The sequence below is a fragment of the Streptomyces sp. NPDC008139 genome, assembly GCF_042957025.1.
Taxonomy (GTDB): domain Bacteria; phylum Actinomycetota; class Actinomycetes; order Streptomycetales; family Streptomycetaceae; genus Actinacidiphila.
The window spans coordinates 333,673-357,875 of sequence record NZ_JBIBHM010000001.1; the positions used below are offsets into that span (position 1 = coordinate 333,673).

Annotated in this window: 17 protein-coding genes; 5 read left to right on the top strand and 12 right to left on the bottom strand. The window is 72.7% G+C overall.

Annotated elements, in window-relative coordinates:
- The first annotated feature begins 196 nt into the window (after nucleotides 1-196).
- Both ACFZBB_RS01505 and ACFZBB_RS01510 read left to right on the top strand, forming a co-directional pair.
- Nucleotides 197-1,114 (top strand): oxidoreductase, encoded by a 918-nt coding sequence (locus ACFZBB_RS01505; RefSeq protein WP_391116674.1) that lies wholly within the window; start codon nucleotides 197-199, stop codon nucleotides 1,112-1,114.
- A 111-nt stretch (nucleotides 1,115-1,225) separates the two neighbouring features.
- Nucleotides 1,226-1,948: a DUF4230 domain-containing protein gene (locus ACFZBB_RS01510; RefSeq protein ID WP_391116676.1), complete on the top strand. Its 723-nt coding sequence runs from the start codon at nucleotides 1,226-1,228 to the stop codon at nucleotides 1,946-1,948.
- 271 nt (nucleotides 1,949-2,219) lie between these two features.
- Here the strand turns inward: ACFZBB_RS01510 and ppdK are convergent, their stop codons facing one another.
- Nucleotides 2,220-4,943 (bottom strand): pyruvate, phosphate dikinase, encoded by a 2,724-nt coding sequence (ppdK, locus tag ACFZBB_RS01515; protein ID WP_391116678.1) that lies wholly within the window; start codon nucleotides 4,941-4,943, stop codon nucleotides 2,220-2,222.
- Between the two features lie 412 nt (nucleotides 4,944-5,355).
- Entirely contained in the window at nucleotides 5,356-6,561 is a 1,206-nt protein-coding gene (gene dusB / locus ACFZBB_RS01520; protein WP_391116680.1) for a tRNA dihydrouridine synthase DusB, read from the bottom strand.
- A 163-nt stretch (nucleotides 6,562-6,724) separates the two neighbouring features.
- Between dusB and ACFZBB_RS01525 the strand changes: the two genes are divergently transcribed.
- The 3 genes from ACFZBB_RS01525 (at nucleotide 6,725) to ACFZBB_RS01535 (ending at nucleotide 9,664) form a co-directional block, all read left to right on the top strand.
- Nucleotides 6,725-8,146 (top strand): DHA2 family efflux MFS transporter permease subunit, encoded by a 1,422-nt coding sequence (locus tag ACFZBB_RS01525; protein WP_391116682.1) that lies wholly within the window; start codon nucleotides 6,725-6,727, stop codon nucleotides 8,144-8,146.
- Nucleotides 8,143-8,727: a MarR family transcriptional regulator gene (locus ACFZBB_RS01530; RefSeq protein ID WP_391116684.1), complete on the top strand. Its 585-nt coding sequence runs from the start codon at nucleotides 8,143-8,145 to the stop codon at nucleotides 8,725-8,727. Before ACFZBB_RS01525 ends, ACFZBB_RS01530 begins: the two co-directional genes overlap by 4 nt.
- A gap of 121 nt (nucleotides 8,728-8,848) precedes the next feature.
- Nucleotides 8,849-9,664, top strand: a complete 816-nt coding sequence (locus ACFZBB_RS01535) for a DeoR family transcriptional regulator (protein WP_391116686.1) — start codon at nucleotides 8,849-8,851, stop codon at nucleotides 9,662-9,664.
- A 64-nt stretch (nucleotides 9,665-9,728) separates the two neighbouring features.
- Here the strand turns inward: ACFZBB_RS01535 and ACFZBB_RS01540 are convergent, their stop codons facing one another.
- The 10 genes from ACFZBB_RS01540 to ACFZBB_RS01585 all read right to left on the bottom strand — a co-directional run bounded on the left by ACFZBB_RS01540 (nucleotide 9,729) and on the right by ACFZBB_RS01585 (nucleotide 24,153).
- Entirely contained in the window at nucleotides 9,729-12,617 is a 2,889-nt protein-coding gene (locus tag ACFZBB_RS01540; protein ID WP_391116688.1) for an FAD-linked oxidase C-terminal domain-containing protein, read from the bottom strand.
- Nucleotides 12,618-13,128: 511 nt separating this feature from the next.
- Nucleotides 13,129-14,589: an aldehyde dehydrogenase family protein gene (locus ACFZBB_RS01545; RefSeq protein ID WP_391116690.1), complete on the bottom strand. Its 1,461-nt coding sequence runs from the start codon at nucleotides 14,587-14,589 to the stop codon at nucleotides 13,129-13,131.
- Between the two features lie 196 nt (nucleotides 14,590-14,785).
- Nucleotides 14,786-15,847: a cyclase family protein gene (locus tag ACFZBB_RS01550; RefSeq protein ID WP_391116692.1), complete on the bottom strand. Its 1,062-nt coding sequence runs from the start codon at nucleotides 15,845-15,847 to the stop codon at nucleotides 14,786-14,788.
- The gene (locus ACFZBB_RS01555) at nucleotides 15,844-16,875 is read right to left on the bottom strand and encodes an alcohol dehydrogenase catalytic domain-containing protein (protein ID WP_391116694.1); all 1,032 of its coding nucleotides are present in this window, start codon (nucleotides 16,873-16,875) and stop codon (nucleotides 15,844-15,846) included. Before ACFZBB_RS01555 ends, ACFZBB_RS01550 begins: the two co-directional genes overlap by 4 nt.
- Nucleotides 16,875-17,762 carry a shikimate dehydrogenase family protein gene (locus ACFZBB_RS01560; protein ID WP_391116696.1) on the bottom strand — a complete coding sequence of 296 codons (888 nt, stop codon included), beginning with the start codon at nucleotides 17,760-17,762 and terminating at the stop codon, nucleotides 16,875-16,877. Before ACFZBB_RS01560 ends, ACFZBB_RS01555 begins: the two co-directional genes overlap by 1 nt.
- Complete coding sequence (locus ACFZBB_RS01565; protein WP_391116698.1) at nucleotides 17,759-19,213, bottom strand: FGGY family carbohydrate kinase; 1,455 nt, start codon at nucleotides 19,211-19,213, stop codon at nucleotides 17,759-17,761. The genes ACFZBB_RS01560 and ACFZBB_RS01565 overlap by 4 nt, the downstream gene beginning before the upstream one ends.
- 89 nt (nucleotides 19,214-19,302) lie before the next feature.
- Complete coding sequence (locus ACFZBB_RS01570; RefSeq protein ID WP_391116700.1) at nucleotides 19,303-20,247, bottom strand: 2-deoxy-5-keto-D-gluconate 6-phosphate aldolase domain-containing protein; 945 nt, start codon at nucleotides 20,245-20,247, stop codon at nucleotides 19,303-19,305.
- A 50-nt stretch (nucleotides 20,248-20,297) separates the two neighbouring features.
- A complete protein-coding gene (locus tag ACFZBB_RS01575) occupies nucleotides 20,298-21,401 on the bottom strand; it encodes an ABC transporter permease (protein WP_391116702.1) in 1,104 nt (367 codons plus the stop codon).
- On the bottom strand, nucleotides 21,398-22,972 hold the full coding sequence (locus ACFZBB_RS01580) for an ATP-binding cassette domain-containing protein (protein WP_391116704.1): 1,575 nt from the start codon (nucleotides 22,970-22,972) through the stop codon (nucleotides 21,398-21,400). The genes ACFZBB_RS01575 and ACFZBB_RS01580 overlap by 4 nt, the downstream gene beginning before the upstream one ends.
- On the bottom strand, nucleotides 22,969-24,153 hold the full coding sequence (locus ACFZBB_RS01585) for a substrate-binding domain-containing protein (RefSeq protein WP_391116706.1): 1,185 nt from the start codon (nucleotides 24,151-24,153) through the stop codon (nucleotides 22,969-22,971). Before ACFZBB_RS01585 ends, ACFZBB_RS01580 begins: the two co-directional genes overlap by 4 nt.
- Between the last annotated feature and the right edge of the window lie 50 nt (nucleotides 24,154-24,203).

Sequence of the window (24,203 nt, forward strand, 5' to 3'; positions counted from 1 at the left end):
CGGGTGGTGACCTGCGGGAGCGCGGTGGCTCGTCGCGCAGTTCCCCGCACCCCCGAAAAGAACAGCCACCACCCTGGGCCAGGTCGGCCCACCGCCCGCCGCGAAAGAACCGTCCAGGACGGGACCCTACGGGGGCACCGTACGCCGGGAGGGCCCTACTCTGACGGGTGGTCAGGTATGAGGGAGGGGGGACGTCATGAGCTGGACGGCGGAAAGCGTTCCGGACCAGTCCGGAAGGACGGCCGTGGTGACGGGCGCGAACACCGGCATCGGTTACTGCACGGCCAGGGAACTGGCCCGCCGCGGCGCCCGCGTCACCCTGGCGTGCCGGGACGCGGAGCGCGCGGCGGCGGCGCTGAAGCGCCTCCAGGCCGAAGTGCCGCACGCCCAGGCGGTGTTCAGGCCGTTGGACCTGGCCGACCTGGGAAGCGTGCGGGCGTTCGCGGAGGCGTACGAGGAGCCGTCGCTGGACCTGCTGGTCAACAACGCCGGGGTGATGGCACTGCCGTACGGCCTGACGTACGACGGCTTCGAGAAGCAGTTCGGGGTGAACCACCTGGGGCACTTCGCGCTGACGGGCCTGCTGCTGCCACGGCTGCGGGCGGCGGACCGCGGAGCCCGGATCGTCGTGGTGTCGAGCGTGGCGCACGTGTTGGCCGGGGTGCATCTCGGCGACCTCAACGCGACCCGCGGGTACCGCCGTTGGACGGCGTACGGCCAGTCGAAGAGCGCGAATCTGCTCTTCGTGCACGAGCTGTCGCGGCGGCTCGGCGCGGCCGGTTCGGGGATCGTGGCCGCGGCGGCGCACCCCGGTTACGCGGCGACGGACCTGCACACGCGCGGGGCGCTGATGGAGGGCCGCAGGGGCGTGGAGCGCGTCTACGTCTTCGGCAACCGGCTGCTGGCGCAGTCGGCCGAGCGCGGGGCGCTGCCCACGCTCTACGCGGCGACGGCGCCCGGTGTCGCCCCCGACTCCTTCACCGGCCCGCGCGCGCCGGGTCTGCGCGGCGCGCCCGCCCGCGCCTGGCGGCTGCCCAGGACCCGAGACGACGTGACCGGTGAGCTGCTGTGGGAGGCGTCGGAGCGGCTGACGGGGGTCACGTACGCCCTGTGAGCCGTCGGGCGTGACCCGCACCGGCCGTACCAACTCACCTATGTCGACCGCATGTTCGGCTCATGGAATCGCGGAGCGCGGGTACCCGGCACTTCAGGAGGTGACGCGGTCATGGCGATCAGTGGTGCTGCGGGACGTATGCCCTGGTGGGCGCGGACAGCTATCGGAGTGGTCGTGCTCGCGCTGCTGTTCCTGTTGCTCGGCAAGGCCAATCTGCTGCCCGGTATACCGAATCCGTTCGCGGAGAAGGACAAGGACCGCAGCGGTCCCGTCCTGTTGAAGTCCATCCAGGACATGAGCCGCTTCGAGGGCGCGAGCGGCAACTTCGAGGTCGTCGTCGACCTGGAGAAGGACGCCAAATTCCTGCCGTCCGCGGTGCGCGGCAAGCGCACGCTGTACGTCGGCGCGGGCAGCGTCGACGCGTATGTCGATCTGGGTTCCGTCGGCAACGACGCGGTGAAGGTCTCCGCCGACCGCAAGTCCGCGACGATCCGCCTGCCGCACGCGGCACTTGAGCGGACCTCGCTGGACACCAAGCATTCCTACGTCGTCTCACAGCAGCGCGGCTTCTTCGACCGGATCGGCGACTTCTTCGGCGACAACCCGGGCAACGCCCAGCAGCTCAACGAGCTGGCCGCGCAGAAGATCCAGGACGCCGCCAAGCAGACCGAGTTGGGCGCGCGGGCCGAGACCAACACCAAATTCATGCTGGAGCACCTGCTGACCTCGCTCGGCTTCGAGCACGTGAACGTCGTCTTCGGGCCGCCCCCGAAGACCGCCCCAGCCCCCAGCGGCAGCGCGACCCCCACCACGGCCAGCCCCACGTCCTCCTGACCCCGCCTAGAACAGTCGCCATGGCCGCACCGCTACGGTGCGGCCATGGCGACCTTTTTGTGCTCATCACGGGTGCGCGCCTCGGATCGTGGGCGTGGGACGCCGTGGTGCCGGCCCGGCCGGGCCGTGACCCGGCAGGCGTGAAGGTGCCGGGGGCGGCGCCTCCGCACGAAGCGTCGCCCCCGGCGGGGTGGGGTCGGGATCGGGTCGCCGGTCGGTGAGGGTGCCCCCAGGGCAAGGGGCGTCCGGCGGCGGTCCGGGCCCGGCCCGGTCAGGTGGTCGGCGTGGGGGGACGGGCGGCGGCGCGGCCGGCCTCCAGGCGGGCGACGGGGATGCGGAAGGGCGAGCAGGAGACGTAGTCGAGCCCGACGTCGTGGAAGAAGTGGACGGACTCGGGGTCGCCGCCGTGCTCGCCGCAGATGCCGAGCTTGAGGCCGGGGCGGGTGGCGCGGCCGGCCTCGCAGGCGGAGCGGACCAGCGCGCCGACGCCGTCGCGGTCGATGGTCTCGAACGGGGAGACGCCGAAGATGCCCTTCTCCAGGTAGGCGGTGAAGAAGGACGCCTCGACGTCGTCGCGGGAGAAGCCCCACACGGTCTGGGTGAGGTCGTTGGTGCCGAAGGAGAAGAACTCGGCGGCCTCCGCGATCTGACCGGCCGTCAGCGCGGCGCGCGGCAGCTCGATCATCGTGCCGATGGCCATGCCGAGCGAGGTGCCGGTGGCCGCCTCGACCTCGGCGATGACGCGGTCGGCCTCCTCGCGGACGATCTCCAGTTCCTGCACGGTGCCGACCAGCGGGATCATCACCTCGGGGCGCGGGTCGCCCTTGACGGACTTGCGGTGCGCCGCCGCCTCCGCGATGGCCCGTACCTGCATGGCGAACAGGCCGGGGATGACCAGGCCGAGGCGTACGCCGCGCAGGCCCAGCATCGGGTTCTGCTCATGGAGCTTGTGGACGGCCTGGAGCAGCCGAAGGTCGTTCTCGTTGGCGTCCCTGCGGGACTCGGCGAGCGCGACCCGTACCGACAACTCCGTGATGTCGGGCAGGAATTCGTGCAATGGCGGGTCCAACAGCCGTACGGTCACCGGCAGTCCGTCCATCGACTCGAACAGCTCGATGAAGTCGGCCTTTTGCAGCGGCAGCAGCGCGCCGAGCGCCTCTTCCCGCTCGGTGTCGGTGTCGGCGAGGACCAGTCGCTCGACAAGCTCGCGGCGCTCGCCGAGGAACATGTGCTCGGTACGGCACAGGCCGATGCCCTGCGCGCCGAAGCGGCGGGCGCGGTTGGCGTCCTCGGCGTTGTCGGCGTTGGCGCGCACTTGCAGCCGGCGGACCCGGTCGGCGTACGCCATGATCCGGTGCACCGCCTGGACGAGTCCGTCGGCCTCGTCGGCCCCCGCGTGCATGCGGCCCTCGAAGTACTCGACCACCGGGGACGGTACGACGGGCACCTCGCCGACGTACACCTTGCCCGAGGAGCCGTCGATCGAGATGAGGTCGCCCTCCTCTATCACCACGCCCCCCGGCGCGGTCAGCCGTCGCCGCTTGGTGTCGACCTCCAGCTCCTCGGCGCCGCACACACACGTCTTGCCCATCCCGCGGGCGACGACGGCGGCGTGCGAGGTCTTGCCTCCGCGGCTGGTGAGGATGCCCTCGGCGGCGATCATGCCGTTGAGGTCGTCGGGGTTGGTCTCGCGGCGGATCAGGATGACCTTCTCGCCGGACCGCGACCACTTGACGGCGGTGTACGAGTCGAAGACCGCCTTGCCGACGGCGGCGCCCGGCGAGGCCGCGATGCCCCAGCCGATCCGCCGTACGTTCCCGCTGTCGGCGACCGTGTCGTCGAAGCGCGGGAACATGAGCTGCGCCAACTGCGCGCCGTTGACCCGTTGCAGCGCCTCCGCCTCGCTGATCAGGCCCTGGTCGACGAGCTGGGTGGCGATCCTGAAGGCCGCCGCCGCGGTCCGCTTGCCGACCCGGGTCTGGAGCATCCACAGCTTGCCGCGCTCGATGGTGAACTCGATGTCGCACAGGTCGCGGTAGTGCGTCTCCAGCGTCTCCATGATCGCGATGAGCTGGTCGTACGACGCCTTGTCGATGCCTTCGAGGTCGGCGAGCGGCACGGTGTTGCGGATACCGGCGACGACGTCCTCGCCCTGGGCGTTCTGCAGATAGTCGCCGTACGTGCCCTGGTGGCCGCTGGCCGGGTCGCGGGTGAAGGCGACGCCGGTGCCGGAGTCAGGGCCGAGGTTGCCGAAGACCATCGAGCAGACGGTGACGGCGGTGCCCAGATCGCCGGGGATACGTTCCTGACGGCGGTAGAGCTTGGCGCGCTCGGTGTTCCAGGAGTCGAAGACCGCGCGCACGGCGAGGTCCATCTGCTCGCGCGGCTCCTGCGGGAAGTCCCGGCCGGCCTCCTTGGCGACGATCGCCTTGAAGTCGTCCACGAGCTGTCGGAGATCGGCCGCGTCCAGACCGAGGTCGCTGTCCGCGCCCTTGTGCCGCTTGGCCTCGTCCAGCGCGTCCTCGAAGAGGTCGCCGTCCACGCCGAGCACGGTCTTGCCGAACATCTGCACAAGACGCCGGTAGGAGTCCCACGCGAAGCGCTCGTTGCCCGCCTGCTGGGCGAGCCCGGCGACCGACGCGTCGGACAGGCCGATGTTGAGGACGGTGTCCATCATGCCGGGCATGGAGAACTTCGCGCCCGAGCGGACCGAGACCAGCAGCGGGTCGTCCGGCTGGCCGAGCTTCTTGCCCATCCGCTGCTCCAGCGCGTCGAGGTGCGCACTCACCTCGTCGCGCAGCGCGGAGGGTTCCGCGCCGGTTTCCAGATAGACCCTGCACGCCTCGGTGGTGATGGTGAAACCCGGAGGGACGGGCAGGCCGAGGTTGGTCATCTCGGCGAGGTTCGCTCCCTTGCCGCCGAGTAGGTCCTTGAGGTCTTTGTTGCCCTCAGTGAAGTCGTAAACGAACTTCTGCTTCTTCTGTCGTGCCGACACGGGACTCGACTCCTCGCGACCGGGATGCCCTGACGGCGGGGAGCGTACCCAGGTCGAAGGCGCCGCAGTGCGTCCATGACCTCGACACACGGCGGTAACCGCCCGTCTGCCGGTGTCTCCCGGGCGGGGGGCTCGCCGACCGGTGTTCGCGCTCCGTTCACGAGTCGAACGGACGGTTTCACTCCGGTGGTCGCTTCGGCGACTCGGTCTACGGAGCGTCACGTCGCGCCGCGCCGCGTGGACACAGCGGGGGTGGCACTGCGTGCCATGCTTTCGGAAGGTGCGGCACCCCTCCTCGCGCTCGTTTGAGCGCAAGCCCTATCAACCGTGGCGCGAATCACGCCTTGCGTCTCACATAGTGGACGGCGGTCAGGGCCCGCTCCGGCCGTGGGCGGCCGGCGTTCCCGGGTGGCTAGCCGCCCGAGGTGTCGGATTCGGCGTCCTCCGTGAGCACGGCGCAGTCGTACGGGTCGTTGAGCCAGCCGTCCGGGAGGACGACCCGCTTGCCGGGGGCGGTACGGCCGCGCGGGCCGTCGGCGTGCGCGGGCCACGGCTGGGTGAGGTCGAGGCCGCCGAGGTGCTCGTCCATCTCGGCCAGCGACGAGGCCGTGGCCAGCGCGCGGCGCGCGTCCGAGCCGACCGAGAAGCCCTTGGTGTACCACGGCACGTGCTTGCGGAAGTCGACGACACCGCGTGCCTCGTCCCCGATCCACTCCCCCAGCAGCTCCGCGTGCCGCCGCATCACCCGCGCGACCTGCCCGAAGTCGGGGGTGGCGGGCGCGGCGCCGCCCTCGAAGGCGGCGACCAGGTCGCCGAAGAGCCAGGGCCGCCCGAGGCACCCCCGGCCGACCACGACGCCGTCGCAGCCGGTCTCCCGCATCATCCGTACCGCGTCGTCCGCGCACCAGATGTCGCCGTTGCCGAGCACCGGGATCTCGGGCACGTGCTCCTTGAGCCGCGCGATGGCGTCCCAGTCGGCGGTGCCGCCGTAGTGCTGGGCGGCGGTGCGGCCGTGCAGCGCGACCGCCGTCACGCCCTCCTCGACCGCGATCCGGCCCGCGTCGAGATACGTGAGGTGGTCGTCGTCGATGCCCTTGCGCATCTTGATGGTGACCGGCAGGTCGCCCGCGTTGCCGACCGCCTCGCGCAGGATCGCCCGCAGCAGATTGCGCTTGAACGGCAGCGCGGACCCGCCGCCCTTGCGGGTCACCTTCGGCACCGGGCAGCCGAAGTTGAGGTCGATGTGGTCGGCCAGGTCCTCGTCCACGATCATCCGCACGGCCTTGCCGACGGTCGCCGGGTCGACACCGTAGAGCTGGATGGAGCGCGGCGTCTCCGAGGCGTCGAAGTGGATGAGGTGCATGGTCTTCTCATTGCGCTCGACCAGCGCCCGCGTCGTGATCATCTCGCTGACGAACAGCCCCTTGCCGCCGCTGCTGCGATCCGTCGGGGGGCGGCCCCCGAACCCCCGCCCGCCTTCGGCGAATTCACGGCAGAGCGTGCGGAAGGGCGCGTTGGTGATGCCCGCCATCGGGGCGAGCACGACCGGCGGCCACACGGCGTGCGGGCCGATCCGGAGGGTTTCCGGGCGGGTGAGCGTGGCGGCGTCAGCGGTCATGCCGTCCATTGTCGCGTACTCGCGCACGACCCTCGGCCGAGATTGATTGTACGATCAAAATGATTCTGGTCGTACAATCGTTGGCGCCAGCACCTATGACGCCGCCCCGTACCGGCGACGAGCGCCGAGAACCGACAAGAACCGACAAGAGGAGCCCGGACGCATGCCTGAGCTGACGCACCGGCGTCGGATGCTCATCCTGGGGATCTGCTGCATGAGCCTGCTGATCGTCAGCCTGGACAACACGATCCTGAACGTGGCGCTGCCGTCGATGAGGCGGGACTTCCAGGCCTCCGTCTCCGGCCTCCAGTGGACGATCGACGCGTATCTGGTGGTGATCGCCTCACTGCTGCTGCTCTCCGGCTCCACGGCCGACCGGCTCGGCCGGAAGAAGATCTTCCGGATCGGACTGGTCTTCTTCACGCTCGGTTCGCTGCTGTGCAGCCTCGCGCCCGGTCTCGGCTGGCTGATCGCCTTCCGGATGATCCAGGCGGTCGGCGGCTCGATGCTCAACCCGGTGGCGATGTCGATCATCACCAACACCTTCACCGACGCCCGCGAACGGGCCCGCGCCATCGGCGTGTGGGGCGGCGTCGTCGGGATCAGCATGGCGGCCGGACCGATCGTCGGCGGCGCGCTGGTGGAGACCGTCGGCTGGCGGTCGATCTTCTGGATCAACCTGCCGGTGGGCGTGCTCGCCCTGATCCTCACCTCGCGCTACATCCCCGAGTCCCGCGCGCCCCGGCCGCGCCGCGTCGACCCGGTCGGCCAGGTGCTGGTCATCGCGCTGCTGGGCTCGCTCACCTACGGCATCATCGAGGGCTCGGGCGCGGGCTGGACCTCCCCGCTGATCGTCGGCTGCTTCGTCGTCACGGTGCTCGCGCTGCTCGGCCTGACGCGGTACGAGAAGCGGCGCACCGACCCGCTGATCGACGTGCGCTTCTTCCGCAGCGCGCCCTTCAGCGGCGCGACCCTCATCGCGGTCAGCGGCTTCGCCGCGCTCGGCGGCTTCCTCTTCCTCAACACCCTCTACCTCCAGGACGACCGGGGCCTGTCCGCCCTCGACGCCGGGCTCTACATGCTGCCGATGGCCGTGATGTGCCTGATCTTCGCGCCGCTGTCCGGGCGGCTGGTCGCCTCGCGCGGCCCGCGCCTGCCGCTGGTGCTCGCCGGTCTCACCATGACGGCCAGCGGCGTGATCTTCGCGGTGCTGGACGCCGAGTCGTCCAACGCCCTGCTCTTCACCTCCTACGTCCTGTTCGGCATCGGCTTCGGCCTGGTCAACGCCCCCATCACCAACACCGCCGTGTCCGGCATGCCCCGCGCCCAGGCCGGGGTCGCGGCGGCCGTGGCGTCCACCAGCCGCCAGATCGGCCAGTCGCTGGGCGTCGCCGTGATCGGCGCCGCGCTGGCCGCCGGAATGCAGACCACCGCCTGGTGGATCATCTCGGGCTGCGGCGCCTCCGTCCTGCTCATCGGTACGCTCACCACCGGACGCTGGGCCCGCGGTACGGCCGAACGCGCGGCCGATCTGCTCGTGCCCGAAGAAGACGACACCCCCCGAATCCCGGTGAGCACCTCATGACGACGACGCCAGAAGCAACGAGTTCCGTCGGTACGGTCTCCGGTCCCACGGCCTCCGGTCGTACGGCCTCCGCCGACGCTGTCTCCGTTGACGCTGTCTCCGGCGGCGGGGAAACCGGCCGTACGGACGCCTTCGACGCGGCCGACGCGATCGGCCCGGCGGACACGGCCGATGCCACCGCGGAGCGGATCTGGCGCAATCTGCGCACCTACGTACTGGAGCGCAACGAGCGCCGCAAGGAGACCTCGGAAGCGCTGGGCATGAGCTTCTTCCGGGTCAAGGTGCTGCGCCGGGTCGCCGCTTCTCCCGCCCGGCTCAGCGAGTTGGCGGCCGAGCTCTCCTCCGACCGCCCGTACACGACGCTGGTGGTGGACGACCTCGCCAAGCGCGGTCTGGTCGAGCGGCACGAACACCCCACGGACCGGCGCTCCAAGATCGTGACGGCCACCGCCGAGGGCCACGCCGCCGCGGGCCGCGCCAACGCCATCATGGGCGCCCCGCCGGAGTCGCTGAGCGCCCTGTCGGCCGCCGATCTGACGGCGCTCGACCGCATCGTGGCGGCCCTGGCGGCCCAGGACTGAGCCCGCCTCGACCACCGCTTCGACCACCGCCCCAGCCGCCGCCTCGACCACCGCATCCGCCACCGCCTCGACCGGCCGACTGTCCCCGTCCCCGAGGGGGTGATGGTCTAAGGTCTGGACGGTGACGCCAGAAGCCGATGACCGCGCTGCCGAGGAGGCCAGGCCCGCGTTCCCCACCGAGCGCCGACGGGCCCTGGTGGAGCTGCTCAGGGAGCGGCGCAGGCTGACCGTCGTCGAGATCTCGGAGCGGTTCCAGGTCACCGCGGAGACGGTGCGCAGGGACCTGGTGGAGCTGGAGCAGACCGGCGCGCTGCGCCGGGTGCACGGCGGCGCGATCCTGCTGGACAACGAGCACGGCATCCCCGGTCTCGCCCAGCGCACCCGGATCATGGCCGAGGAGAAGACGGCGATCGGCGCGGCGGCGCTCGCGCACATGCCGACCGGCGGCGCGGTCCTCATCGACGCGGGCAGCACCACCGGACGGCTCGCCGATCTCTACCCCGGCGGGCCGCAGTTGGTGGTGATGACCAACTCCCTGCCCATCGCCGTCACGATGACCGGCAAGCCGGGCGCGGCCGTCTACACGACCGGCGGGCGCGTCCGCAACGACACGCTCGCCGAGGTCGAGATGCTGACGCTGCGGGCGCTGGACGAGGTCAAGGTCGACGTCGCGTTCCTGGGCACCTCGGGGATAACGGTGGACCACGGCTTCTCCACCTCGGACGTCTCGGAGAGCGCCGTCAAGCGGACGATGATGGCCTCCGCCCGTCGGGTCGTGGTGCTGTGCGACCACTCGAAGATCGGCACCGCGCTGTTCTCCCGTTTCGCGCCCGTGGACGGCCCTGACCTGCTGATCACCGACTCGGGGATCAGCGCCACGCAGCTCGCGGAACTGCGCGGCGCCGGCCTTGAGGTGCAGGTGGCCGAGCCGGTCTGACGTCGTCACGGCGTCGCCCGCTCAACCGTCGCCTCCTCAACCGTGGCCCCCTTGACCGTCCCCCTTAACCGTCGTCGCCGTCCTTCACCGCCCGGCCGTCGGACTCGTCGAGCGCGGACGCGAGCAGTTGGGCCAGGTGGACCGCTCCGGCCCCGGCCGCGAGGTCGTCGATCTGGGTGCGGCAGGAGAATCCGTCGGCCAGCACCGGGCCGGTGCGCTCCGCCGTCTCCAGCGCGGGCAGCAGGGCGGTCCGCGCGACGGCCACCGAGACGTCGTAATGGCCGCGCTCCACACCGAAGTTGCCCGCGAGTCCGCAGCAGCCGCCGACCGCGGCGACGTCGGCGCCCGCCATGCGCAGCAGTTCCTCGTCCGCCCGCCAGCCCATCACGGCCCGCTGGTGGCAGTGCGGTTGGGCGACGGTCCGGACGCCCGACAGGTCAGGCGGGCTCCAGCCGGGCGTACGGCTCAGCAACTCGGCCAGGGTGACGGTGAGATCGGCCACCCGCCGCGCCCTGGGGTCGTCGGGCAGCAGCTCGACGCCGTCCCTGCGCAGCACGGACGTGCACGACGGTTCGAGGCCGACGATGGGCACACCGTCGGCGACGGCCGGTTCAAGTGCCGTGTACGTACGGCGCAGTTGTCGGCGTGCGCCGTCGAGCTGGCCGGTGGAGATCCAGGTCAGCCCGCAGCAGACCTGACGGCCGGTCAACTCGACGGTGTATCCGGCATGTTCCAGTACCCGTACGGCGGCCGTGCCGACCTCGGGCGAGAACGACTGGGTGAAGCTGTCCACCCACAGCAGCACGCGGGGGCGGGACGGGCGCGGGTCGCGGGCGGCGCGGTCCGCGCGGAAGGACGCCCGGAAGGTGGGGCGGGCGAAGCGGGGCAGCCCGCGCCGTCCGTCGATCCCGCCGAGCCGCTTGACCAGCGCGCCGACCCAACGGTTGCCGAGCAGCGCGTTGCTGGCACCGGCCAGCCGGGTGGCGAGCCCGGCGGTGCGCGGCAGCCAGCCCAGCGAGTAGTGCGTCACCGGGCGGAGCCTGCGCCGGTAGCGCTGGTGCAGCACCTCCGCCTTGTACGTGGCCATGTCGACGCCCGCCGGGCAGTCGCTCGAACACGCCTTGCACGACAGGCACAGGTCCAGTGCCTCGTGCACCGCCGGGTCGGCCCAGCCGCCGTCCACCAGGTCGCCCCTGATCATCTCCTGGAGCAGCCGGGCCCGGCCGCGGGTGGAGTGCCGCTCCTCCCCCGTCGCGAGATACGACGGGCACATCGCATCGCCCGAGGTCGTGAGGTCGGCGCGGCACTTGCCGACCCCGACGCAGCGGTGGACGGCGCGGGTGAGGTCGCCGGAGTCGTGCGGGTAGGCGAACGCGCCGGTCACGACGGGCAGTTGCGGCCGGACCCGCAGGTCGGCGTCGAGCGGCGCCGGGTCGACCAGCACACCGGGGTTGAGCAGGGCGCCGGGGTCCCAGACCGCCTTGACCGCGGCGGCGGCGCCCAGCGCGGCGGGCGAGTACATCCGGGCGAGCAATTCGCCGCGGGCGCGGCCGTCGCCGTGCTCGCCCGACATCGAGCCGCCGTGCGCGGCCACCAGGTCGGCGGCGTCCTCAAGGAACGCCCGCATCCGGGCCGCGCCGCCCTCGTCCCGCAGACCGAAGTCGAAGCGGCCGTGCACACAGCCGTCGCCGAAGTGCCCGTACAGCAGGCCGTCGTAGTGGTGCTGCCCGAGCAGCGCGTCCAGGTCCCGCAGGTAGGCCCCGAGCCGTTCCGGCGGTACGGCGGCGTCCTCCCAGCCGGGCCAGGCGTCGGCCCCGCCGGGTGTGCGGCCCGCCAGGCCCACCCCGTCGGTACGGATCCGCCACAGCGCGGCGATCCGGCCGGGGTCGGTCACCACCTGGCCGTCCACCGCGCCGGACGCGGCCAGTACGGCGCGGGCCGCGTGCTCCGCCTCCGCGAGGTCGGCGCCGCCGGTCTCCACGAGCAGCCAGCCCGCGCCGCGCGGCAGCGCGGGCACGGCGGCGGCTCCCTTACGGCGGACCACGACCTCGACCAGCCGCCGGTCCATGCCCTCGACGGCCAGCGGGCCCAGGGCCACCAGCGCCGGGGTCGCGTCGGCGGCGGCGGGCATGTCGGGGAAGCCGAGCACCGCGAGCGCGCGGGCGGCGGGCCTGGGCACCAGCCGTACGGTGGCGTCGAGCACCAGCGCCAGGGTGCCTTCCGAGCCGACCAGCGAACTCATCACGTCGAAGCCGCGCTCGGGCAGCAGCGCGTCCAGCGCGTAGCCGGACGCCTGGCGCGGGAAGCGGCCGTACTCGGTCCGCAGGACGGCCAGGTGCGCGTCGGCCGCCTGCCGCAGCCGGGTGTTCAACTCCGCGTCCGACGTGCCGTGCTGATCGGCCGTCACCTGGCGGCCGTCGGCCAGCAGCAGCCGGGCGGACACCACATTGTCACGGGTGTTGCCCCAGGCCACGGCGTGCGCGCCGCAGGCGTTGTTGCCGATCATCCCGCCGATGGTGCAGCGGTCCGCGGTCGACGGGTCGGGCCCGAGCAGCAGGCCGTGCGGCGCGGCCTCGCGCTGGAGGCGGGCCTGGACGGTACCGGCGCCCACGGTCGCGGTACGGCGCTCGGGGTCGATCTCGGCGACCGCGTCGAGCGCGGTGAGGTCGAGGACGACGCCGGGGCCGATCGCGTTGCCCGCGACCGAGGTTCCGGCGCCGCGCGCCACCACGGACAGCCCGAGCCGGTGGCAGTGGGCGACGGTGTCGACGGCGTGCGCCGCCGACTCCGCGCGCACCACGGCGACCGGGGGCACCCGGTAGTTGGACGCGTCGGAGGAGTACAGCGCACGGGTGCCCGCGTCCAACCGCACGCTGGGGCCGAGCAGTTCGCGCAGGCGGCGGGCGCCGCCCGCCGCGTCGCCCGGCCCGTGGGGTGCGTTCGGCTTGTCCATCGCGTTCGTTCCGTTCCTGTCGTCGCTTCCCCGCCGCGTCCGGACGGCGGGGCCACGAGGTCGTCGCCGCGAGATCGTGTCCCGCCGCCGTCACCACGACGGCCGCACCCCGCGGCCGGTGGGGCGTCGGTACCGGTCCCGCCCACCTCTCCGGCGCCGCCCGCTGTCCCGGCACGCGGCGGAGTCCCGGTCGGCGGCGAGGTGCCCGCGCCGGTCGTCGGGCGGGCCGTCCTCGTAGTAGACCGCCTCGGCCGGGCAGACCGGCTCCCACGCGCCGCGGTCCACCCGCTCGTCCGGGTGGATGTACAGCGTCCGCGCACCGTCGCCGGCGTGGTCGGCCGGGCGTTTTCGCCGGTGCGCGCCGTGTCGGGCGCGGCGGCGCACGCGCGTCCGGTCACTCGTTGGCCAGGACATTCGGCCGACCGGCCGCTCCCCCCTTGGTGCGGCCGGTCGGCCTCCCCCCGGGCCCGCGGGCGTGGCGGCTTCCCCTCCGCGTCCGCCCGCGGGCCGGTCATGACACGCTGCCGGGCGCTGACGCCTGGTACACGCTCTTGGTCCAGGTGAAGAAGTCCACAGCGGTCTGTCCCTGCTCGCGGTAGGTGTTGGTGGAGGAGTCGCCGACCCCGCCGAAGGGGACGTTCAGCTCGACCCCGCTGGTCGGCCGGTTCACCTTGATCACTCCGGCCCGCACCTCGGAGCTGAACCGGTGCACGGTGTCCAGGTCGTTGGTGACCACACCGGCCGTCAGGCCGAAGCGGGAGTCGTTGACCAGGTCGATGGCCTGGTCGAGGTTGGTGGCGTCGAGCACCGCGACCACCGGGCCGAAGACCTCCTCCTGGGCGACGGTGTCGGCGGGCCGCACGCCGGTCAGCACCGTGGGGCCGAACAGCAGGCCGTCAGGGTCCGCGCCGCCGACCACGGTCCTGGCGCCCTCGGCCAGGGCCTTGTCCACGTAGCCCAGATCGGTGGCGAGTTGGGCGCCGCTGACCACAGGACCCATCCGTACGCCGTCGGTCAGTCCGTCGCCGGGCCGGTAGGCCGCGGCCTCCTCCCGCAGGGCGTCGAGGAAGGCGTCCTTGACGCCCGGCAGGCAGATCACCCGGCTGGTCGCGGTGCACGCCTGGCCGGTGAGGCCGAAGCCGCCCGCCGCGACGATGCGCGCGGCCACCGCGGCGTCGGCGTCGTCGCAGACCACGACGGCGTTCTTGCCGCCGAGTTCGAGCTGCACCCGGATGCGGCGCGGCGCGGCGGCGGTGTAGATGCCCGCGCCGACGCCCACCGAGCCGGTGAAGGTGACCGCGTCGATCCGCGGCGACGCGACGAGTTGGGCGCCGATCCGGGCGCCGGAGCCGGTCAGCAGGGTGAACACCCCGTCGGGCAGGCCGGCTTCCTGGAGCACCCTGGCCAGGTGCCAGGCGCCCGCGGGGGCGATCTGGGCGGGCTTGAGCACCACCGCGTTGCCGCTGACCAGGGCGGGCGCGGACTTCCAGGCGGGGATGGCGATCGGGAAGTTCCAGGGGGTGATGACCGCGACCGCGCCCAGCGGTTCGCGGCGGCTGTAGACCAGATCGGTGCCCGCCGCCGAGGGGTATGTCGTGCCGCCGAGCCGCCAGCCCTCGCTGCCGTAGAAGCGCAGGATGTCGGCGGCCCGCGCGACCTCGCCGCGCGCCTCCGCGAGGGTCTTGCCCTCCTCGCGGGTGATGTCCCGGGCGGCCTCGTCCGCGCGGTCGTCGAGGAGCGCGGCGGCTCGCTCCAGGATCCGGCCGCGGGCGGGAGCCGGGGTGCGTCCCCAATCGCGGGCGGCGGCGTGGGCGGCGTCCAGCGCGCGCTCCACGGTGGCGGCGTCGAGGTCCGCGCTGAGGCTGACCCGCTGACCGGGGACGGCCGGATTTTCCCGTACCGCCGTCGGGGCGCCGGTCCATCGCCCGCCCACCAGGGACTGAATCTCCAGGACGTCCATGCTGTCGGTCATCTCCTGTGGTTCTCAAGGCCGTTGGGGCCGTCGGAAGTCGTCGGTTCCGTCGGAGTCGTCGGTGGCGTCGGAGGCCCCGGTGGCGAGGGGCCGTCGGAAGTCGTCGGTTCCGTCGGAGTCGTCGGTGGCGTCGGGTCCTCGGTGGCGTCGGAGGCCCCGGCGCCGTCAGCTCCTTCGGGTCGTACGGGTCCCCGCGTCACTTCAGCGCGAGGGCGTTGGCGGTGGAGCCCGCCGCGCCGGTGAGGTGGAGCGGGGCCGCGGTGAACAGCCCCTCGTGGACGCCGTCCTGTGCGCAGTCCTCGGCCAGGGCCGCGAGGTCGAACAATTCGCCCACCGCGAGGCCCAGTTCGGCGATCAGCGTGTGATGCAGGAAAGTCTCGGGCCCGCTCATGTCGAACGGCATGGCCTCCACCGCGGGGCAGTCGGCCGCGACCGCGGACAGCTCCAGGCCGCGCAGCCACCGCCTGGTCTCCTGATCGACGGCCAGGCCCGGCGAGGCGAAGAAGCCCTCCGCCGCCAGCGCCTCGCGCGCCGCCCGGTCCAGCCCCTCGTACCAGCGCGTCCAGCCGAAGTGCAGCAACAGGACGTCGCCGGGCCGCAGTTGTGTGCCCTGCGCGGTGAGCGCGGCCGTCACGTCGGCCGCGGTGTAGGCGACCCGGCGGGAGCAGTCGCCGCCGTGCCGCCCATGTCCGACCAGGTCGGCCAGGACGAAGCGGCCCGCGATGCCGCGCCGCGCCCAGTGCTCGATGCCCAGCGGCCCCGCCGCCGCCGCGATGGCGGCGGTCCGGTGGCCGCCGTAATAGGTGTCGTCGGGGCCGCGCACGTGCGCCAGCCCGTCCCACTGCGAGGACCCCTGCGGGTAGAAGGAGTCGAGGCGGTCGTCGAAGCCGTTGCCGAGGTCGATACGGGTGTGCGTGTGGCTGCCCCTGCCGAGGATCGGCGGGTCGGGCAGGGCCAGGTCCCAGTTGAGCGAGAAGACCCGGCCACGGGTCACCAGCGCGGCGGCGTCCCTGACCCGCTCGGGCGTCTGCCGCGCCACGGCGCCCAGTTCGCCGACGACGGCCCCGGTGGTGGCGGTGGTGCCGGCGGTGCCGGTGAGGGCCGACGTACCGGAAACCGGGTCGTACGCGGCCGACGTACCGGAAGCCGAGTCGTACGCGGCCGACGTACCGGAAACCCCGGCCGTCGAAGACGAGGCCGCACCGTACGTCCCGTCCTCGCGGCCCCCGTCGGGCTCCTCGCCCCGCGTGCCGGTCATGACGCGTCCACCGAGATCATGGCCTTCATGGCCACCTTGCCCGCCGCCGCGTCGGCCAGGGCCTTCGGCCCCTCCTCCAGCGCGTAGTGGTCGGAGACCAGGTCGTCGACCTCGACCGCGCCGCTGGAGACCAGCTCGATGGCGCGCGGCCAGGTGTGGGCGTAGCGGTGGACGGTGGTGAGGGTGAGTTCGCGGTAGCGGATCAGGGTGGACGACAGCGTGATCGTCGGCGCGGCGGGCACTCCGACCAGTACGGCACGGCCGCGCGGCCGCAGCCGCGTCATCCCGTCGTCCAGCGCGGTGGGCGCGCCCGAGCACTCCAGGTAGCAGTCGAGGTCGGCCGCCACGTCCTGGAAGCCGGTGCCGGGTTCGGCGCCGACGCGAGCGGTCTCCACGCCGGGCGTGGAGTGCGCGAGCCGGGCCAGTCGGCGCTCGTCGACGTCCGCGACGATCACCCGGCCCGCCTTCTCGGCCAGGGCCACCCGCGCCACCAGGGTGCCGATCGGGCCCGCGCCCGCGATGAGCACCTGCTCGCCGGGGAGCACGGCGGCCCGGCCGACGGCCCATACGGCCACCGACAGCGGTTCGAGCAGGGCCGCCCGGGTCGCGGTCATCACGGCGGGGACGGCGTGCACCGCGCGGCGCGGCAGCACCACGCGCTCGCGCGCCAGCCCGGCGTGCGGCGGCATCCCGAGGAAGCGCATCCGCGCGCAGAGGTTGTACGTACCGGCCAGGCACTCGCGGCACCGGCCGCACCACAGGCCGGGTTCGACGGCGACCAGGTCGCCGGGGGCGAGGTCGGTCACCCGGTCACCGGTCTCCAGGACGGTGCCGGACGCCTCGTGGCCGAGCACGTGGGGCCCGGTGAGCCGGAAGGCGCCGATCCGTCCGTGCGCGTAGAAGTGGGTGTCCGAGCCGCAGAGGCCGACCCGCGCGACCGCGACGCGTACGTCGTCGGCGCCGAGCGCTTCCTCGTCGGTCTCGCCGATCGCCGCGTCATGGGCGCCTCGCAGGGTGAGAGCACGCATCACGCCACCTCTGCGGCGTCGCTCGCGTGCGCGAGCGGATCGGTGAGGTCCGGCGGATCGGGTTCGCCGGAGGGTTCGAGTGTCGGTTCGAGGCCGAGGAAGTCCGCGGTCGGCCCGAGTTGGTGGAGGAGCATGTGGACGCCGGGCACGACCGTGCATCCCGCGCGCCGCGCGTGGTCGAGCAGCCGGGTCCTGGCGGGCTTCATGATGATGTCGCTGACGGCCGTGGCCGGGCTGAGTGCGGCGAGGTCGACGGGCAGCGGATCGGCGGCGCGCATGCCGACCGAGGTGGTGTTGACCAGGACGTCGACGTCGGCGACGGAGTCCCGCTCGCGCACCTCGCAGCGCACGGCCGGGTAGTGGCGGCCGACCTGCTCGGCCAGGGCGACGGCGCGGTCGGTGGTCCGGTTGCGGACGGCCAGGTGCGAGACGCCCGCGGCGGCGAGCGCCATGGCGACGGCGCGCGCGCTGCCGCCCGCGCCGAGCAGCAGGACCCGCGCGCCCTCCAGCCGCACCCCGTGCGCGCGCAGCCCCGCGACCAGGCCGGGGCCGTCGTACTGCCCGCCGAGCAGCCGCCCGTCGGGCAGCCTGCGGATGACGTTGCTCGCACCGGCCCTGACGGCGTCCTCGGTGAGGTCGTCGAGCAGCCCGGCGATGTGCTCCTTGTGCGGCATGGTGACCCCGATGCCCGCCAGGTTCTTCCAGGAGCGCGCCGCGGCGACCGCCTGCGCCAGATCCTCGACGCCGACCTGGTACGGCACCACGGCCGCGTCGATGCCGCGCTGGCGGAAGAAGCGGTTCATCACCTCGGGTGTGCGCACATGGGCCACCGGGTCGGCGAAGTGCGCGTAGATCCGGGTGTGCCCGGTGATGGGGTGGGACGTCATGATGCGGTGAACTCCGTCCAGTCGTCGATCCAGGTGCCGAGGTCGGGGATGAGTCCGCAGGCCAGCGCCGCCATCCGGGCGGCGCCGCAGGCGCCGGCCTCGGCGCCGACGGGCAGCCGGACCGAGCCGAGCACCCGGGCGCGGACGGCCCTGATGTAGCCGGACGTGTACCAGCCGCCCGCGGCGATCAGCGCGTTGCCGGGACCGCCGAGCGCGTCGAGCAGGCCGATCGCGTCGCGGCAGCGCCAGGAGGTCAGTTCGACCAGTACGGCCCACGCCTCGGCGTCCGGCAGTCCGTGGAGGGCGGCCACCACGGCGGCCGGGTCGAGCGGGGCCATCGGCCGGGCCGCGCTGCCGAGGGTGACGGCGCATTCGGCCGCGCGGCCGGTCGCGGACAGCAGGGCCGCGGCCCTGCCGAGCGCGTCGACGTCGGCGAGGGTCCGTTCGGCGCCGAGCCGGTCGTCGAGCAGGGCGCGCAGCAGGCGTCCGGTGCCGAGGACGCCGAAGAGGTAGTCGCGGCCGGGGACGATGTGCGGGCCGCGCTCGAATCCGGCGGCCACCGCTTGGGTCAGCAGGCCGGGGTTCTTGGTGGCGGGCCGGGAGCGGATCAGCGCCTCCCCGGTGCCGAGGCTGTCGAAGCAGTCGTCGGGGTGTACGGCCCCGGCGCCGATCGCGCCCGCCAGGTGGTCGTGGCCCGCGACGGTGACGACCGCGCCGCCGACCAGCGGCAGACCGGCCCGCGCGGTGCCGGTGGGCGATCCGGCGGGCAGCAGTTCCGGCATCGCGGCGGGGTCGAGCCCCACCCGGTCCACGCCGTGCTTCCACCACTCGCGGGCGGTCACGTCCATGAAGCCGCTGCGCGCGGCGAGCGACCACTCGGCGGTGGCCCGGCCGCCCGCCCAATGGGCGGCCCACTCCGGTACGTTCAGCCAGCTCACGGCCTTCCCGGTCGGGCCGGACCTCGTACCGGAAGCGGCCGTACGCGTCCGGGGCCCGGCGGACGACGCCGACCGTCCGTCCAGTCGGGGCAGCAGCCACGCCACCTTGACGGCCGAGGCGCGGGTGGTGGGCCGCAGGCCGGTGGTGGCGGTGAAGCCGTCGCCCTGTTCGGCGAGGAGAGCGGCCAGTTCGTCCGCCCCGCTGGTGTCGAACCAGGCCACGGCCGGTGCGACGGGTGTGCCGTCGGCGGCGAGCGCGTACCCCGCCTCGGCCATGCCCGCGAAGCCGACGGCGAGGGCGTGGCGGCCGGGGAGCCGGTCGGCGAGCTGCCGGAAGAGGCCGTCGAGCGTGCCGGACAGGTCCTCGTGCCCGAGCACCGTCGTCCCGGCGGCGAGCCGCCAGGGGGTGTCGGCCCTGACCACCGCCAGCTCGTGGCCGCGCTCGTCGGTGGCGCACACCTTCACCGTGGTGGTGCCGATGTCCACGCCGACGACGCATGCCGTCCTTGCCATCACAGCCTCCTCAGCCGAAGATCCGGAATCCGCCGCTTTGTCCTGTCTACCGGTCGCGCGCCCGTCCGTACGGCCACGGCACGGTCCGGTCAGCGCGCCGCGCTCGGCACGTCCTCGCCGAGGGAGTAAGCGGTGACCAGCCGTCGCAGCCGGCCGGCGATCGAGGCGACCACCTGCTCCTCGTCGAGGTCCCCGCGGAGATAGCCGTCGAAGGCGTCGATCCACAGGCTGCGGCCGATGGCGAAGCCGATGTAGCCGTCCACCCCGCGGATCTGCCGCACCCACTCCTCGACCGCGTCCATGTCCGCGCCGCCGCCGAGCAGCACCAGGGAGGTCGGGTACGGCGCCCCGGCCCGGCAGTGGTCGGCGACCACCGCGTAGTCGGCCTCGGCTGCCAGCGGCTCCAGCTTCCACACGTGCGGCCACACGCCGGCGTCCTGGTACTCCGAGACCGTCCGCAGCAGCAGGTTTGTGTGGTGCGCGCGCTGCCAGCGCTCCTTGTCGCCGCCTTCCGCGGCGAGCTGCGCGTCGGTCGGCGGGACCAGCATCTCCAGCATGAAGGGCCGCCGGTTGGCCAGGCACCAGTCGAGCACCTGGCGGGCGCGGGCGGTCTGCCGGGCCCTGCGCCCGGCGGGCAGTTCGGGGTTGTGCACGATGAGCGCCTTGACCATGTCCGGGCCGAGCGCGTCCAGGCGGGCGGCGAAGTCGTCGCCGCCGGTGAGGACGAACTCGCCGGTGTTGATGTCGAAGACCGAGGACCGGCTCTCCTCGACGGGCAGCACCAGGCAGCAACCGGCCTCCCGTACGCGGGGAATGGTCCGTTCGCCGTACTCCTCGTCTATCAGCACCCCGAGGTTGGCCGGGGCGGTGCCGCCTTCGGCGATCGTGCGGACCAGCGCGTCGAAGGCCAGGTCCTTCACCCGGCCGAACGCCTCCTGACGTTCGGCGGCCGGCACCGCGTCACCGAACAGCCCGCGCATCACCGCCCGATGGTCCATGGCCAGGACCAGGAGCGGATGGGGGACGTCAGTCATCGTGTGTCCTTTCGAGAGTGGGTGGGGCAGCGGCCGACCGGACGGGCGGGTCATGCCGGACCCCGGCGTTCACCGGTCCTGCGGCGGGCGACGAAGCGCGCGGCGAGGACGGCGACCAGCAGGGCGAGGCCGTTGAAGAGCGGCTGCACCCAGAACGGGACGCCGAGCAGGCTCAAGCCGTTGAAACCGACGGCGAGCAGCAGGATCGCGACGATCACACCGGGCACGTTGTAGAAGCCCGGACGGTAGGTGGTGACGCCCAGGAACGCGGCGGCGTAGGCGGGCAGCAGCAGGTCGGGGCCGAGACTGGGGGTCACGGAACCGGCCTGGCCGAGCTGGAGCACGGCGGCCAGCGAGACCAGCCCGCCGGCGCAGCCGAAGGCGAGGATCTTGTACCGGCCGGTGCGCACACCGGCCAGGAACGCCACGCGCTCGGAGCCGCCGATCGCGTACAGCCGGGCGCCGACCGGGGTGTGCTGGAGCAGGTAGAAGCAGATGACGGCCACGATCGCGACGATCCACACCGCCCAGGCGACCTGCACCGCGTAGCCGCGACCGAGGGTCTTGGCCAGGCCGGGAACGGTGGTGAGGATGGCGCCGTTGCTGAGCATCAGGGTCATCGCGGAGAGCACGATTCCCATGCCCAGGGTCGCGATGAACGAGTTGATGCCGAACACCACGTTGAGCACACCGTTCCAGGCACCGGCCACCACCCCGCAGCCGGCCATCGCGAGGAACACCGCGGTCACCGGCCAGCCCTGGCCGGTCAGATAGGCGCCGAGCATCGCGCAGAAGCCGAGCAGATAGCCGACCGACAGGTCGAACTCGCCGACGATCAGCGGGAAGAGCACCGCCAGCGTCATCAGCGCGATCACGGACTGGCTGACCAGCAGCGAGGTCCAGTTCTGCCGGGTGGCGAAGTTGGGGGTGGCCATGCTGAACACCACGATCAGCACCACCAGCAGCACGATCTGGGCGTAGCGCTGGATGAGGGCTTCGCCGATCGTACGCAGGAGGCCGGCGCCGTGGGACCGCCCGGCGGTCGGTTGCCGGTCGGCGGTCGGTTGCCGGTCGGCGGTCGGTTGCCGGTCGGCGGTCACGGCGCCCCCGGCCAGCGCGTCGGGCTTCACTGTGTCGAGATCTTCTCTGCTCATCTCGGACCGTCCTCCTGTGGACTCGCCACGATCCTGGCCAGCTTGACGGGGTTGTCGGGGACGGGGATCTCCTGCGCCCCGGCTCCGGGGCGCAGCACCACCATCCGGTCGCAGTACGCGGTGAGCTGCTCGAACTCCGAGGAGAACAGGACCGCCCCCATGCCCTGGTCCACGCGTTTCCTGACCGCTTCGAACATCAGGAGCCGCGCGCCCGGGTCGACGCCGTTGGTCGGTTCGTCGAGCACCAGGACCTTCGGGTCGGTCGACAGCCACTTGCCGAGCAGCACCTTCTGCTGGTTGCCGCCGCTGAGGCTGCCGAGGGAGGCGGAGGGATCGCGCGGCCGTACGTCGAGTTCGCGGATCACCCGGCCGATCGCCTCGCGCAGCGCTGACCTGCGGTGCCAGAAGCGGCGCAGCGAAGGGAGCGCGATGTTGTCGGCGACGCTCAGGACGGCGACGCCGCCGTGCGAGAGCCGGTCCCTGGGCAGCAGCGCCACGCCCTGCCTGCGGGCGGTGGAAGCGGTCCAGGCGCGGGTGGGTTCGAACCCCCGCAAGCGGACGGTGCCCGAGCGGGGCGGCACGCCGCCCGCGAGGAGATACGGCAGTTCGTCCACGCCGGAGTCGGGCAAGCCGGTGACTCCGACGATCTCGCCCGCGCGGATGTCGAGGTCCAGCGGGTCGAGCCGGTGACCGGTCAGCCCGCGGATCTCCATCAGAGTCCGGTCCGCGCCGTCCACGAGCGGCGTCCCTTCGCCGTACGCCTCGAAGGAGTCGGGGTCGGCGGGCTCCTTGCGGGGCCCGGTCCCGGCCGCCTGCTCGGCGGCCAGCCGCTGCTCCGGGAGCATGTACTCGATGATCCGGGCCGCGCTGACCTCGGCGGACGGCCCCTCGTACTGCGTACGACCGGCCGCCAGCACGGTGAGGCGGTCGGCGTACTGGGTGATCTCGCCGATCCGGTGGGTGACCATGAGGACCGCCGTGCCCCGGTCGGCGAGCCTGCGGACCAGGCCGAGGACCTGTTCCGCGTCGTCCTGCCGCAGCGAGGCGGTGACCTCGTCGAGGATGAGGATGCGGCTGCCCTGTCCGGTGGCGACGGCGAGGGACACCATCGCCCGGTCGGCGGGGCCGAGTTCGGCGCACGTGGTACGGGCGTCGACCGGCACCTCGTGCTCGTCGAGCAGCCGCTGCGCACGCCGTACCAGCGCCCGGTGGCTGAGCCCGAGGGCGGGGACGCCCTCGAAGCCGCCGAGCAGCGCGACGCAGTCCGCGACCCTGAGCGTGTCGACCAGCGGCGCCTCCTGGTGGACGACGCCGACGCCCGCCGCGCGGGAGTCCATCGGCGACGACCACTCCTGCGGGGCGCCGTCCACCAGCAGGTGGCCGCTGTCCGGGCCGAACACACCGCTCATGATCTTGATCAGGGTGGACTTGCCCGAGCCGTTCGCCCCGGCCAGCGCGTGCACCGCGCCGGGGACCAGGCCGAGTGAGACGTCCCACAGGGCCTGGGTGGCACCGAAGGTCTTGCACAGCGAGCGCGCCGCCATGACCTCATCGGTTGCCTGGGTGGTCACTTCGTGCCCCAGAGCTTGTGGTACTCGGCGGCGACGTCGAACGGCAGCTTCCACTGGTCGTTGTTGCCGATCATGTTGTCCTTGGTGAGCAGGACCGTGATCGCGCCCTCGTTGGCCGGTTCGATGGCGGGTTGCTTCTGCACCGTGCGGATCATCTGGTCGACGGTCGCGTAGCCGTACAGCGAGGGGATCTCGATGACGGTCGCGCCCTGGATGTCGCCCTCGCGGATGAACTGCCGGTTGATCGGGTCGCCGACCGCGCTGACCAGCTTGACCCTGTTGCCGAGACCGGCCTGCCTGATCGCGTTGACCTCCGCCGCGGCGGCGGCGTCGAAGCCGGTGTAGACGTAGGTGGCGTTCGCGTGCTGCTGGAGGGTCGAGACGGTACGGGTGCCCAGGGCGCCCGAGGCGATCTCGTCGGTGGTGAAGTTGACCGGCTTGAGCACCTTGCACGCCGCGCACTTCTTCATCTCGGCGACGAAGGCGTTGTACGTGACCGTGTTGGACAGGTACTCGCTGGTGATGACCGGCTGGACCACGGCCGTGCCCTTGGAGTCGGCGATCACCCAGTCCGCCTGCATCCGGCCGTTGGCGCCGTAGTCGGGCGCCACGTCGAGGTCGAAGTCGATCTGGCCGGGCTCCAGTTCGGGCTTGGGGTTGGGGGAGCCGGTGCCGTTGTTCATCGAGATCACCGGAATCCCGGCCTTCTTGGCTGCCTCCAGGCCCTGCTGGACGAGCTTGGAGTCGATGGAGACCGTGGCGATCACATCGGCCCGGTTGGAGACGGCGTTGAGGATCATGTTGTTCTGGGTACGGGCGTTGGACTGGCCGTCGTAGATGGTGGGCTTCCAGCCGAGGGTCTTCACGATGCCCTTGACCGATTCGGCGGGGGTGTTGCAGCCGCCGATGGCGACACCGCACGGGATGATCGCGACCTTGATGTTCTTGGGCACGGTGACCGGCTTGTCGGTCGGTCCCGCGAAGGACTCGGGACCCTTCTGCGCGGCCTGCACCGCGGTGACGAACTGGCTGACGTCCTGGCTCTGCCCGGAGTCGGCCGCGCCGCTGTCACCGCCGGAGCCGTCGTTGGAGGGCGCGCACGCGGTGGCGAACCCGAGCCCGATGCACGCGGCAGCGATGACCGCTGCCCGCGCCCCTGACGTAAGGACTGTGGAAGGCATACCTCGCTCCTTTGCGGTGGTACACGTCGCCGTGGTGGCGGTGTCTGCGG

Excerpts from the sequence above, each read along its gene's own strand:
- ACFZBB_RS01505 (WP_391116674.1), top strand. The coding sequence starts at position 197 with ATGAGCTGGACGGCGGAAAGCGTTCCGGACCAGTCCGGAAGGACGGCC.
- ACFZBB_RS01510 (WP_391116676.1), top strand. The coding sequence starts at position 1,226 with ATGGCGATCAGTGGTGCTGCGGGACGTATGCCCTGGTGGGCGCGGACA.
- dusB (WP_391116680.1), bottom strand. The coding sequence starts at position 6,561 with ATGACCGCTGACGCCGCCACGCTCACCCGCCCGGAAACCCTCCGGATC.
- ACFZBB_RS01525 (WP_391116682.1), top strand. The coding sequence starts at position 6,725 with ATGCCTGAGCTGACGCACCGGCGTCGGATGCTCATCCTGGGGATCTGC.
- ACFZBB_RS01530 (WP_391116684.1), top strand. The coding sequence starts at position 8,143 with ATGACGACGACGCCAGAAGCAACGAGTTCCGTCGGTACGGTCTCCGGT.
- ACFZBB_RS01540 (WP_391116688.1), bottom strand. The coding sequence starts at position 12,617 with ATGGACAAGCCGAACGCACCCCACGGGCCGGGCGACGCGGCGGGCGGC.
- ACFZBB_RS01545 (WP_391116690.1), bottom strand. The coding sequence starts at position 14,589 with ATGACCGACAGCATGGACGTCCTGGAGATTCAGTCCCTGGTGGGCGGG.
- ACFZBB_RS01550 (WP_391116692.1), bottom strand. The coding sequence starts at position 15,847 with ATGACCGGCACGCGGGGCGAGGAGCCCGACGGGGGCCGCGAGGACGGG.
- ACFZBB_RS01555 (WP_391116694.1), bottom strand. The coding sequence starts at position 16,875 with ATGCGTGCTCTCACCCTGCGAGGCGCCCATGACGCGGCGATCGGCGAG.
- ACFZBB_RS01560 (WP_391116696.1), bottom strand. The coding sequence starts at position 17,762 with ATGACGTCCCACCCCATCACCGGGCACACCCGGATCTACGCGCACTTC.
- ACFZBB_RS01565 (WP_391116698.1), bottom strand. The coding sequence starts at position 19,213 with ATGGCAAGGACGGCATGCGTCGTCGGCGTGGACATCGGCACCACCACG.
- ACFZBB_RS01570 (WP_391116700.1), bottom strand. The coding sequence starts at position 20,247 with ATGACTGACGTCCCCCATCCGCTCCTGGTCCTGGCCATGGACCATCGG.
- ACFZBB_RS01575 (WP_391116702.1), bottom strand. The coding sequence starts at position 21,401 with ATGAGCAGAGAAGATCTCGACACAGTGAAGCCCGACGCGCTGGCCGGG.
- ACFZBB_RS01585 (WP_391116706.1), bottom strand. The coding sequence starts at position 24,153 with ATGCCTTCCACAGTCCTTACGTCAGGGGCGCGGGCAGCGGTCATCGCT.